This is a genomic window from Paenibacillus sp. J22P90, assembly GCF_059692195.1.
In genome coordinates this window covers 1057290-1070880 of the sequence record NZ_JCAUAY010000001.1, presented here as the reverse complement: position 1 = coordinate 1070880, position 13591 = coordinate 1057290, and the positions used below count along the sequence as shown (strand labels likewise).

6 protein-coding genes are annotated in these 13591 nt (G+C 44.0%); 3 read left to right on the top strand and 3 right to left on the bottom strand.

Features of this window, described 5'->3' with window-relative positions:
- Positions 1 to 171: 171 nt before the first annotated feature.
- On the top strand, positions 172 to 1935 hold the full coding sequence (locus AC58UX_RS03745; protein ID WP_497249748.1) for a sensor histidine kinase: 1764 nt from the start codon (positions 172 to 174) through the stop codon (positions 1933 to 1935).
- Positions 1932 to 3590 carry a response regulator gene (locus AC58UX_RS03740; RefSeq protein ID WP_497249747.1) on the top strand — a complete coding sequence of 553 codons (1659 nt, stop codon included), beginning with the start codon at positions 1932 to 1934 and terminating at the stop codon, positions 3588 to 3590. Before AC58UX_RS03745 ends, AC58UX_RS03740 begins: the two co-directional genes overlap by 4 nt.
- Positions 3591 to 3636: 46 nt before the next feature.
- Here the strand turns inward: AC58UX_RS03740 and AC58UX_RS03735 are convergent, their stop codons facing one another.
- The 3 genes from AC58UX_RS03735 to AC58UX_RS03725 all read right to left on the bottom strand — a co-directional run bounded on the left by AC58UX_RS03735 (position 3637) and on the right by AC58UX_RS03725 (position 11499).
- Complete coding sequence (locus tag AC58UX_RS03735) at positions 3637 to 4251, bottom strand: transposase family protein (protein WP_497249746.1); 615 nt, start codon at positions 4249 to 4251, stop codon at positions 3637 to 3639.
- A 485-nt stretch (positions 4252 to 4736) separates the two neighbouring features.
- On the bottom strand, positions 4737 to 5069 hold the full coding sequence (locus tag AC58UX_RS03730) for a helix-turn-helix transcriptional regulator (protein WP_497249745.1): 333 nt from the start codon (positions 5067 to 5069) through the stop codon (positions 4737 to 4739).
- A 67-nt stretch (positions 5070 to 5136) separates the two neighbouring features.
- Positions 5137 to 11499: a chitobiase/beta-hexosaminidase C-terminal domain-containing protein gene (locus AC58UX_RS03725; RefSeq protein ID WP_497249744.1), complete on the bottom strand. Its 6363-nt coding sequence runs from the start codon at positions 11497 to 11499 to the stop codon at positions 5137 to 5139.
- Between the two features lie 217 nt (positions 11500 to 11716).
- On the opposite strand from AC58UX_RS03725, the gene AC58UX_RS03720 reads away from it, so the two are divergent.
- Entirely contained in the window at positions 11717 to 13576 is a 1860-nt protein-coding gene (locus AC58UX_RS03720) for a discoidin domain-containing protein (protein WP_497249743.1), read from the top strand.
- Positions 13577 to 13591: the final 15 nt, after the last annotated feature.

Genomic DNA, 13591 nt, shown 5'->3' with positions numbered 1-13591 from the left:
TTAATCTATTGAAACAAGGTGATCATCCACGCTCTGAGACATGCACCTTATATAACAATTCTACGAATCACGTGGATAAATCTATGGACACCCCAAAATACATTGACATGCACATGCAGCATGCTTAACAATTACTTATAGGAAACGATTACGATATAGGACAGGTGCATCATGGGAATCCTACGACATTATTTGCGCTTCACAACGCGCATACGTTTTAAAATTTTCATCCTAAATTCAACCGTCGTTATCGCCGCCGTGCTCCTGCTTGGCTTGTTTGCGTATCGCTATACCCTTCAAATTGTCACCCAAAGTCAACTGGAGCGGATGGAAATACTAGCTGACCGCACAGAGGAGCAATTAGCGCGAACGACAAATGACTTACAACAAGCGCTGTCCTTAGTTTCTAGTGAAATTGCGCAAACCAACTTAACTGCGGATGAAATTACATCTGTGCTCAGAAAGTATAGTTTTTCTCTCTATCCACTCACACAGAACCTATACTTCATAGATCCTTTTGGACACGTAATTCAAACGCATGACAACTATTTGGTTCCACCAGATATCACAAATTACATTATCGACCAGACTGGCAGTAAAATAATCAACTATATCGGCCCCTACTATTCCCCTTCCAAGGGTCTCATTAGTACAGTCACAGCCAATGTTAGAAAAGGCACTGAAATAAAAGGGATACTGGCCATCGATATCAATTCAGAGAAAATTAATAAATTATTTATGGATAGCAATATTGATAAAGAAATTTCTACGTTAGTATTTAACAACGAGCTCCGTCCAATTCTAAGCGACATTAAGCTGCGTGGAACATTTCAACAACAGGAATATTCGGAATTGTTTCCAGCTCTCCAGGATCTCGTCAAAACAGTGAATAATGAGACGAAAATTGTTAAGATCCATAATGACGAATACATTGTGCGGATTAGTACGCCTGATTTATTTAAGTTAAAATTGCTTCACTTCGTGAATAAGGACCGCTTCTTAGGTGAAGTCGAGAAATTCAAAAACTATACCCTCTGGTTCGCAGGTGTTTTTACACTGATCGTATTCATCCTATCTCTCTACTTAGCAAGGTCGATCGATCAACCGATCCAAAAATTGATCATTCAGATGAACCGGATCAAAAACGGCAATCTACACATCCGTATCCGACTAAAGCGACAGGATGAGTTTCTATCCCTAGCAGACTCGTTTAATGAGATGCTCGACCGTATTGAAACACTAGTAGAAGAAAAAGTACTTATCGAGCAAGCCAAAAAGAAATTTGAGCTCAAAGCGCTGCGCTCGCAAATCAATCCTCATTTTCTATACAATACATTAAACTCGATTAACGCACTTGTCGATCTGAATCGTACCGATGAAATTCCTAAAGTGCTGAATGCTCTCGTGCGGCTGTTTCAATATACAATGGATCACGGGCTTGAATTTACGGAGGTTGGCGCTGAGCTCGAAGGGTTAGAACAGTATGTCTATCTCCAGCAAATTCGGTATCAGAACAAATTTGAGGTTCGTTACTCCATCGACGAAGAGTTGATGACCTATAAAATGCTGAAGCTTTCTCTTCAGCCCATTGTTGAAAATGCGATATTCCACGGCATCAAAAGCAACAAAAAAGGCGAAGGTATTATTCACATCGGCGGCGGCTTCACGAACGGAACAACTTCCATTCTTCTGTTTGTCGAGGATAATGGGACGGGCATTCCTCCAGAACGTCTTGCTCAATTGCTACTCGATAACTTAGGAGCCCCATCTCCTTCAAAGCCCAAGGGATTAAACTCCATTGGTTTGCGAAATGTCCATGAACGTTATCAGCTTCACTACGGGAAGGAATATGGATTAAGTATTACGAGTCAGGAAGGAGCAGGGACTAGAGTTGAACTGCTAATGCCAGCAATGAAAGGAGATGACAGCTTATGAAATCGAACTTAATTATTAGCGAAAATATTCGTTGTATCATTGTCGATGATGAAGCGTTGGTTCGGGAAAGGTTTCGAAGTGGGTTTCCATTGGCTGAAAATGGCTTCGAAATTGTAGGAGAAGCCGAGGATGGCGAAGAGGCTTTAGAGTTGTGCAAGCAGCTCAACCCTGATATTGTAATTACCGATATCGTCATGCCGCGAATGGACGGGCTGCAATTGACGGAACAGTTAAAGATACTGATGCCTCGTGTAAAGGTAATCATTTTGTCCAACTATCAAGAATTCGACTTTGCCCGCAAAGCTGTTCAGTTGGGGGCCATCGGCTATCTCTTGAAAATCATGTCCGGGCATCGAGAGCTTCTCGATCTGCTCGAACGCGCCAGAAAAGAAATTGAACTCGATCGGGCACTATTGCTTGAAAAAATACAAGAACGGCATCGTTTTCAGCAAAGCAAGCCTTTGCTTCGCAAACAATTCATCATGAATGTGATGGATCAAATGTATGCTACACCGGAGTCCATTCGCAAAGAATTCACTATGCTTGAGCTTCATCCTGTGTCCTATGGATTTACGATTGCCTACATGGAAATTGATAAATTTCCAGAGCTGAAACAGACTTTCCATTCGCGAGATATCTCCTTATTCAAATACGTGCTGATGCAGATGATTGAAGAGATTAGCTCAACCCACTACAACGGCAACCTATTTCCATGGACAGAAGAGAATTCCCTGTGTCTATGGATTCACTGGGATTCCGTTTATCAAATGGAGCAAGCGGAGTCACAAATCATCTCTCTTTTCCAAAAAATAAATGAGTTTATTAAACTATATTTGCCTTTTACGGTCACTTGCGGTTTCAGTCAGGCAAAGAGACTATCCTTGGATTATGGCCAGCTGCCGTCTAGATTAAAAGAAGCTGTTCACGAAGCAATTACCGCTACGACACAGCGTTTCTACAATAATTTAGGCATGGTGTATAAGTATTCCAGTTTCACGCCTTATCACTCGTTGGGAGAAGCTCAAAAGCAAACATTGAATAATAACTTGCAAAGCATCAATCCTTTCCTAGATGACAGCACCCTGCGGAAAAGCCTCACTGAAGAAGTAATCAGTGTCATTCAGGAACAGCATATACAGCCTGCTCAGCTTCTCATTTGGTTAGACGAGCTAACCAGGCATTGGACCGCTAATGATCCTTTAGGAGCAACTACACTCATTGATTCCCTCGAATCGGTTGAGGTGCTTCAGGATGTTGAAGCGTATTTGCTCCAATTAATGCAATGGAAACGAACGATTCAAGTATTATCCAGCAAAGATCACCAATATCGCATCGAAATCCAGGATGCGCTTGATTATATTAACACCCATTTCCATAAACCGATCAGCGTCACTGACGTTTGTCAACACCATCAAATTAGTCCCAATTATTTTAGTCATTTATTTAAGGCTCAGACTGGAAGCAACTTTTCGGATTATGTCACGCATTATCGGATGCAAGCAGCCAAGAAGCTACTGAAGGAAACTACGCTGCAAGTTCAAGAAATATCCGAGCGAGTCGGAATTCCCGATTACAAATATTTCACCCGACTGTTTCGCAGGTCGACTGGCCAAACGCCGAGCGCCTTTCGAGAGCAGTCGAAAATCTCCACCTAATCTCTCCCCTATCACGATTTTCGTGGTAGGGCTTTTTTTCTATTTTTCAACCTAGTTGAAAATATCGTAAAAAATGAGGATATAAATACACAGAAAAACACGCATTCATCCACTTCTCAAACATAACTTCTTGTACATATCTTACGTTCCTTGAAGTCTTAAATAAATATGCTGCAAATACATTTGTATTTCTCTTTGGTACAATCCTTCTTCCCTCACTGCTTTGCTGCTCTAGCTCTTCAATCTTGGAAGCCTCCATAGCTTTCCCAGGCAGATTTTTTCCCAGTCGGCTGTATTGCTTATGTAAAGCGAATTGAATTTTTTCAATCATTAACTTCGCTGTACGATAATTCACTCCGAGCAAACCTGCAAACTCTGAAATTGAGTAAGTCACCTTATCTTGAATCAATATTCGAATAGCCTTGAACCAGATTAATAAGGAAAGTTTCGACTTATGCATAACCGTTCCAGCCGTAATGGAAATCTGAGTACGACACTCCTTACATTCAAGTAAGCAGCGAGTCTTTATTTTATAAAAAGAATCATGATCACAACGCGGACAAAAGAACCCGTTTGACCAGCGGCTTTTAATTAAAAACTTCTCACAATCTTCCTCTGTCTGAAAAGAGTTATCCAAAGTATCTACTAAATGCATGTCCATGGCTGGTCTCACCTCACAAAGAGAACTCATGTTCTTATTATATCGAACATTTGTTTCCAAGTAAAGCAAAAAATGTTTATTTTGGGAGGGGAATATTTCAATGTAACTGAGATTCTGAGGTATCTACAAAGTGAATATATGTGGATTTTTGCGATGAAGGAGCCAGAGGCTTAGGTTTAATTGAAAGAGGACTGGGGACTGCGACTGCGACTGCGACTGTGACTGCGACTGCGATTGTGACTTCGACTAAGAATGGGGAAGAATTGTGGATTTAGGATTGTGATTTTAGGATTTAGGATTAAGAACTGAGAACTAACACATCGCATTTAAAAGGTTTGTAGATATCTCAGAAAATTGTTTTTGTGGCATACTTGCCCTCCGGGACAACAGCAAAAACCCACCTCCAGCTCGAAAGCCGAAGGTAGGGAGAAAAATAACGTGAGCATGTGGTTCTCAAGACAGGCATTTATGGTGCCCTAAGGTTACTAGGTACCTGCTTGACGATAATGAAACGGGGTTAAGCCCATGTGCCGCTTAAACACACGCGAAAAATAGGAAGCACTGTTGTATCCGATTTGCTTACTTATTTCCTGAATAGGTAAGGATGTGGATCGCAGTAACCTGCTTGCTTCATGAAGTCTCCGCGAGGTTAAATATTCGGATAATGTCCCCCCTGTTTCCTGATGAAATAGATGTGAAATATGTGATGGGGACAAGTAGAGTATGGTGGCTAGTCTTTCCAACACACATTTATGTTGATAATTGTCATCCACCCATTCCATCATTTTCTCCGAGTAACGAGTTGAGCTGTGGGTCACTTTTTCATCTCCTTCATAGAAAGGTTAGAAAAGACAGGCTAAAAACGTAGCCTGTCTTCTCTAGTAACTAGTTAATAAATTTCGTAAACTTCAGTAGTCTGCCTAGGGTAACTGCTGCTTGTGCACGTGTAGCGTTTTGGTCAGATCCGAAGCTATTCTCGGAAACTCCCTGCATAATGCCAGCCTCCAAACATTTGGCAATGGCATCTATAGCCCAATCTTCAATCAAGGACCGATCTCCAAAGCGTGCTGTTATTTGCTTTTCCTTTGAATCCGTCACTTGGATGTCGTTTTTTGTGAAATGCAATGCTCTTGCAATCATAACGGCCATCTGCTCACGTGAAATCGTTTCATTAGGCTTCATGGTCCCATCGTCATAGCCATCGATCAAACCAGCTTGTAAAGCCGCACTTAGTTGATTATTGAACCAATCTGCTTGATGAACATCCTTAAACTCTTGCGCAGCGCCATTCTTTTGCGTTAACCCGAGCGAACGTGACAGCATAACTGCGAATTGCGCCCTCGTCACAGCTGCTTCTGGTTCAAATCCATCGGTTGTCATTCCTTTGATCAACAGCTTTGAAGCTAACATATGGACGTCATTTTCAGCCCAATGTCCCGACATGTCATCGAAATTTTTATCCGATTGTACGATTGCAAAGACGCCGCTACCGTTACTACGCATTGTCGCTACGGTTTGACCGTCCACCAGTGCAAATGTCGTCGGTGCAAAGACCATCTCACCGGTAATTGGGTCGATCATGACACCTGTCACTTTATTGAAATTTGACACTGCTGGGAAGGTCATGTTTTGCGTCATATACGTGCTGCCATAGCTATCAATTTCCTGTTTATGACCTCCCGCTTCCACTTGGATCCCGAAGTTGAATACTTCAGTAGCAAGCGTGACGCCTGTCGATACAGTCAGCATGTTCACTTGCTTTTTGTCATCATTGGAAGCTGGTTGCACGACTAACTTCACTTTCAGATCATCCTGCTTAACCTGCCACTGTTTGGCTAGTTGTTCAAAATCCAAAAGACTAGCTGGCACATGAATGGCATTTTGACCTACAAGAAGAGATACCACCGCATCCTTCTCTTTCTCTAAAGCAGAAGCTGCCTTACCGCTGATTTCAATTTGCAACCCGTTGCTTCCACTTTCTTTAATAACAATTGTTTTATTCCCTTTGCCTTGATTCTCGAGCGCATCCAAAGCTTTATTTACAAGCTCGTCATTGACCTTAATGCTTGTAATTTTGATTCCGTCAATCGAATTCGTTACTTTGCTGGACGTATCCGGCTGAATAACGATTCCTGTGCCAGTAGATTCAACCTTACCTTGATTCCCAAATGGTACATTTGTCGACGGTGGTGTAGGATTAACGACAATTGGGTCAATTGGAGGTTGTTCAAGCAACAGATCACCATATAAACTTGGATTTTTGCTCGAGCCGATACCGCTCATATACTCGATCCATCCACGTCTTCCCGTACCGTCATCATCATTGACTAAGAACGAAAAGCCAATTCTTTCAGGTACATCTGTTAAGGCATTTGGTAAAATTTCAGTCCAAGGCAGTGTGATCTCGTACGTCGTTGTTTTGTTCGCCTCATTACGTTGTACTGCCAACTCACCACTGAACTGAGATCCTGTTGATTTACCGCTTGGCGCTGTAGTTCTCCACTTGGCTGGCTGATTGTCCGCCGTCAAAGCAAATATGAGCTCGCTCATATTGCCTGTCTGACCGCTGGATACAGTTCTTCCCGCATCAATCCCCAGCTGCAAGCTGTCGCCACGCCAAATATCAGAGCCTGTATTCGTTTGAACTTGAACGTTATCTTTGACCACTACAGAGAAGTATAGATTTGTTGCATCATGCTTCACGTAGCCAGTTGCACTAAGATCATCAGCACCTGCCCAATCCGATGCAGTGAATTTAACCTGACTTGCCTGGTTCAGCACGGCAGCGATAGGCGGCGTCGATCCCTCGCTGCTTGCAAGGAAGTTAACACTTTTGGTTACATTGGTAATCGTACCGTTCTGATCAATCTTCACTGTAAAAGGGATAGCTCCAATATTCACAGGAAGAGGTGCTGGAACTGGAATGATGACTGTCTTCGATTGACTAGGTGCGATGTCACTAAATGATACTGGCGCAATCGAATTCGCCCACTCTGTCGGACTCGTCACTTTTACGGTTCCGCCTGCACTCGATTGTAAGGACATGAGATTTTGGATCGTGACAGCGATCCCCCAACCAGAGCCTCCAGAAACACGTACTGGCTTCGTTTGAACCGCGATTTGATCCGTATTCGCTGTGTACTGAGGAATTGTCGCTAATTGATCGCTGGCAATATCAATGATTGCCCCGCCTTTGGTAGCTATGTCGGTAAATGAATTCGCAGTCAACTTCAGCGATTTGAGTGTGCTATCCTTCACCCAGATACCAGAGTAAGGTGTGTTCTGAATGGTATTTTCTGTAATGGTGAAATTGCCGCCTTTGGACATCATGGAACTTATTGCTCCGTAAGTCAGCGTATTTGTACCCGTATTCGTATTAATTAGCTTATTGCCTGTTACTGTAATACGATCTGTAGGATAAACTTCGCTTGTATAATAGAACAAAACACCAGCCATGTGCGTGTTCTTAATTGTATTGCCGGTTGCTAGTATGGTGTCGCCGGAAGCAAACGCAATACCGCTTTGCTCTGATTTCCCTTCACCGTCGATAACGTTACCCGCGATCCGAATGTACTCTGGTAGACGCGCGATACTGCCTTGCTTGTTCACGAAGATTGCATGGTCACGATTGCCATTCAGTGTGGAATTCTCGACATATACTTGTCTGGACGCCACTAGAAGGATCCCGCTCATATTAGAGTCAACAACCGTACATGCCTGAATGGATACACCTGTAGAGGAATCTACTTGAATGCCTGACCCGCCTGAATTAGCCACTGTCACATGCTCCGCTACGATGCCTTTGCTGCCAGTAATATCAAGCAGCGAACGATTATGGCGTAAAAACGGCTTATTCGCAAGCTCCAGCTTCACGTTACGGATGGATGAATCCGTCAAATTGAGAAGACGAATACCAAAATGATCCGCGCTTGTAAAGCGCAATACAGAGCTATCGCCATCCCCTACAATGTGGACATTGTCACGACCTTCAAGCAGCAAATGATGTTTTATTTGACTATACGGTCGTGTATCCTTGCCCGGGATTGGTGAAATGACGTAGGTCCCAGCTGGAATGCGCAGTGTGCCGCCAGAAGCTGGAATCGCATCCAAAGCATCATAAAATGCTTGCGTATCGTTCGTTGCCCCGTCGCCTTTTGCTCCAAAACTCTTCACGTTGATTTGATTTGCAGCAGCTGTGACGACTGGAGCTCCTGCCCAATCGGTCGCAGAAGGCTCTGCAGCAATCGCTGCATAAGGATCGATATACACAGGTTGGTCTGCAACAATTGGGAAGCCGCTCGCATAATTCGTGTTCGAGACAGCTCGCGAGACCTTGTTATTTGACATATTTACGTTACCTGATAATGTAGCGGCATTGAAATTAACACTAGGATCAGTGGCAGGTAAACGTAACTCATTGCCGAACATGTCGTTGTTCGTAATATCAATGTTATTCACTTTGATGTTGGAATTAAATACAATGGAATTCCCTGCAACTGCAGCAATTTCGTTGTTTCTAATACGAACGTTGTTAATTGTGGATGCCGGTCCCCACGGATTGAAATAAATCCCGTGCGATTGCCCACCATATACATGGTTATTTTCAACCGTTAAATCGTCTTTGTACTGGTTGAATGCAATGGCGCCTTTTTGGTTATCATTCAAGCCCATGAGCCCGGAGCGAACGATCGTATTATTCTTTATTAATAAGTGCTCCGTGTCGTGACCATTACCTGACACACTGCTTTGACCACCGTTATTCGTATAGACACCGGAGGACTTAATGTTTTCAAGCCAGTTGTCTTCAACACGACTATTCGTCCCCGTGACGGTAATTCCGCGTCCCCAATAGCTGTTTAAGATCGTGTTATGCAAATATTGATGATTATCTGCGACAATATATTCCTTATCATCGATACTAGCGATCGAGTCGTCATTCGCTCCATCAACGAGGTTGTATGCTGCCACAACATCCGCAACGTTCGCGAAGTGAATACTATCTGCCGCCGTGTTACGAACTTGCGTGTCGACGACGTACACGTTTTTCGTATTTTGCCAAAATACAGCTCCGATATTCCCTTGATCGATCGATACACGATTCATTTGAATGTTTTCGCCAGATGTTGCAACCGAATATCCTCCTGCTCCGCCCCTCGCGTCATATCGTGGGTACCAGGAGAAGGCCAGATCCTTATAAGAGATATCCTTGCCATCAATTCTCCAACCGTAAGCAAAACCTGAGAACACACCGTTTCTATTCGTCCATGTTCTTCCAGCAGGCAATGTTGGAATACCTGGAAGCTTGAAACGAATAACCGATTCGTCGCCTTCACCGATAAAATGAACATTGTTGTAATTGCGCTTCCAAGCCCAGCGATTTAGTGGATCGGTCAAGTCAAACGGGAAGTAATAAAACCCTTTTGGAATGTAGACAACGCCGCCATCCACTGAATTCAAGGCATTAATTGCCCTTTCAAAAGCCTCGGCATCACTAGCATTGCCATCCCCTACCGCACCAAAATCTTTGACGTTCGCCACTTTCATGGCTTCATAATTCAAGTGAGGCATGTTTTCAAGCCCGTCTCTGTTGTAGTAACTATCAGGCAGGTTCGTCACAGTTGACGTAGGCGATGGTGTATAAATCGTATAGTCATATTGGGCAACTGCCGTGCCGGCAGTTCCGTTTAATTCTGCATAAGCTTTAACTGTTGTTGCTGCTGTTATGACGATCGGCGCTGTATACAGTGTCTTGGTTCCCGAAGAAACAGGATCGCTGCCATCCAACGTATAATAAATGGAAGCCCCCTCAATTGTCGAAGTCAGCTTAATCTTTCCACCATTAAAAATGGCACCAGAAGTTGCATTGGCTTTCACGAGGTCAGCTAGTATCGTTGTATAGTTATATACCGATTCGTCACTATCTGTCATACCCGCTTTGGTTGCATACGCGCGCAGCGCTGCATTTGCCAAAATAGGAAATGGTGCCGAGTAGTCCTTGCTACTAGCTGATGTTTTCGGATCAGTACCATCTAGTGTATAGCGAATCGTCGTATCAGCAGATGCGGTCAACGATACCATTTTACCGAATGACACATTACCCGTAGGTACCGACGCAGTAGGTGCTACCAACTTGGTTGTTAGGGTATACGTAAAAGTTGATACTGGACTGTCCGTTAATCCATTACCTTTTGCAGCCGCTTTAATCGTCGTGTTGCTCGAAATGACAATCGGAGACGAATAAGTAAGACGAGTACCTGAAGTCAGCGGATCACTGCTGTCAAGCGTGTAATACACAGCTGATCCAACGGTTGGAGTAGACAGTGTCACTGCCTGACCAGCCGTAATTGATCCTGAAGGTACATTTGCAACGACAGGCGATACTGTAAAATATTTATTCATTAAATAATTTTCAACGGTTTGTCGATCACTATCCGATAGTACACCTTTGTAGACTAATACTTCTGATACATCTGCCGCCATATTCAACTCAGATGTGCTGTAACTTTTGCCAATGACGTAATGTTTAAAGTTATTAAAACTTTTATAGTAGGCATTCTTAACGGGCCCGACCACAGCGCCGTTCATCGAAGACAACACGCCATTCTTATAGGCGTTAATAATTCCTTGATTCGCGTCAGTTGTCGTATCGATCGTGACAGTCATGATTGTCGGGGTTGACGTCGAGGCAGCCTCTAAGTTCGCGTTAGACGTACCGCCATCTCTCGGTCCGAGCACCATCAGCCTTTGGGGAGCGCCCGTACTTGTCACAATGGACCACGCTCCGATATTGGAGCCTAAATCATTGGAAAAAATCCCTTTGGCATTTAATTGCGCCAAGCTGGTTTGTTGCATCACCATAATAACAGTACTGTTTCCAGTCCACGCTTTCGAATCCGCAACCAGATCTTTGCTCAGAAATTGGTTGCTGCTCCCGCCAACGTCTCCTGTAAACCGAATGGCCGGCTTACCATAGACAGCATCCGTAACAAAGCTCGGATATTTCGTCGCTGTCGCTTGAGATACATGGTTACCTCTACCAGACTGATCCGCCCACTGACTAACTTTCCCATTAGCATCCGCCGTAACCCCAGCATCTGCTTTTAACCAAAGATCAAGTCCAGATGTCGGAATCACGCTATCCGCATAAGCGGGTGTTGTGGTTACATCCCCAACCACAGGCAATGGCAGCAGGCTTAAGAGCATGGCCAAAACCAAAAGAAGCGAACATTTTTGCTTGAACGCTTTCAATTTTATCCCCTCCATTTTTTTGCATGAATACGCTTTCTTCACTATTGTAACAACAGGTATTTTTCCGATATATCCGATGATGCTACGAATGATGTGCATATTTCTATGAACTCAGAACAATCGTAAAATAGTGCTATTTACAAGCAAAAAAGTTCAATTCTTCCCCGCTATACTTAGGATGTAATCGAATCCAATTGCGAAAGGGAGAATGAAAATGATGCGCAAAAGCCAGTTTCAATGTGTTTGGAGGATCTATCTATCGTTCATGCTGATCGTCGCGTTCAGCATCGGGCTCATCGGTATGCATCCTTCTACCGTATTAGCCGCAGATGCAATTTTGTCCCAGGGAAAAACGGTAACTGTCAGTTCCACACAATCTGGCAATCCTGGAAGCAATGCCAATGATGGCGACACCGCTACTCGCTGGGCAGCTTCAAGCGGCACGATGCCGCAATGGTGGTTAGTCGATCTCGGTGAAACAAGAGCATTGACCAAGGTAACCTCGCAATGGTACTTAAGCGCCAGCCGATCGTACAAGTATAAAATTGAAGTCAGTCCCGACAATGTCAACTTTACAACCGTTGTTGATAAAACGAGCAACACCACTGTCGGGGATTCAAACGATACTTTATTGGATGTCGGCAGATATGTAAGAATTACGGTAACAGGCTCATCCGTAGTCGGTGCATTTGCTTCAGCTAATGAATTCCTGGTCTACGGCAAGCCGAATGTCAATATTACGAGCTACGGAGCCGTTGCGACAACAGGCACGGATAATACAACTGCTATTAATAATGCCATTACAGCAGCCAAATCTTCAGGCTCCGCTGTGTATGTCCCAAGCGGACGGTTCGAGCACGCTGGTCTAATTCAACTAGACGGTGTTGTTATGTACGGAAGTGGACAGTCGTCCATCCTCGCTGCCACGAATCAAACAAATCAGGCTGTGCGCATGACGAATACGAACGCAGTGCTGACGGATCTCAAGCTGACGGCCGTCACCTCCACTCGCTCTGCAGCGAATACGACCTGTGGTATTTATGTGGAAGGGGCAGTGTCTGGCGGTGTAAGCAACATTGGCTATTTCTTGATTGAGCGCGTCACTGTCGATGGCGCGAACGGGGCTGGTATTATGATTAAAGGTGCCAGCAATGGCCTCGTACAAAATAATACCGTGAAAAACACCTTAGCTGACGGCATCCATACAACAGCAGGTTCCTATAACATTCGTATCCATAATAACGATGTCAGCAATACTGGTGATGACGGTATCGCTGTTGTCAGCTATCAATTAAAGGATCCGCAAGCCGTCCATGATGTGTGGATTACGAACAACCAGTTTTCAAACCAGCCAACGGCAGGACGTGGAATGACGGTCATCGGCGGAAACAATGTAACGATTCAGGACAATACCATCACGAATCCGCTGAATGCTGGTATTTTGATCGCATCCGAATCCGCGTATTCCACCTTCGGTGTAAATAACGTTACCGTAGACAACAACACGATTACTAATGGCGGCAGCACTTCGACAAGTCACGGTGCCTTAATGGTTTCCTCTAGCTTTAATAACGTTTCTAACGTCACCTTCTCGAATAATAAGCTTTACAACTCGCGCAAAATGGGCATCAACGTAACCGGTGACCATGTCCAAAGCGTTACTTTTACGAATAATACAATTACAAGCACATCCCCTAGCGTATCCAGCACAAGTACCGAAGGTGCCATTATTGATTCCAGTTTTACTGGCACGGCTATCTTTACAGGCAATACCTTTATCCGTACCGCAACGAATGGCTTGAAATGGAAGAACGGCATGACCGCAGGCACCTTGAATGTCCAAGGCAATACGTTCCAAGACATTAATACCTCGAATACGGCTGCTAATGATGTCATTAAATTAGATACAGGCACCGTTACGAGTGTCAAAATCCAAAACAACACGCATACCAATGCTGCTGGGTATACTTTGAACTACTTCTTAGAGGAGCTCGTGAACGGCTCTACGCAGACATACAGTGGCAATAGCTCCTCCCTGCAATCTTATATTAATGGTGCTGCCGTTCCAACACCTTAACAGCGCATCAAACAA

Bases quoted from the DNA above. Each gene is read 5' to 3' on its own strand.
- AC58UX_RS03745 (WP_497249748.1), top strand. From the start codon at position 172: ATGGGAATCCTACGACATTATTTGCGCTTCACAACGCGCATACGTTTT.
- AC58UX_RS03720 (WP_497249743.1), top strand. From the start codon at position 11,717: ATGCGCAAAAGCCAGTTTCAATGTGTTTGGAGGATCTATCTATCGTTC.
- AC58UX_RS03740 (WP_497249747.1), top strand. From the start codon at position 1,932: ATGAAATCGAACTTAATTATTAGCGAAAATATTCGTTGTATCATTGTC.
- AC58UX_RS03735 (WP_497249746.1), bottom strand. From the start codon at position 4,251: ATGGACATGCATTTAGTAGATACTTTGGATAACTCTTTTCAGACAGAG.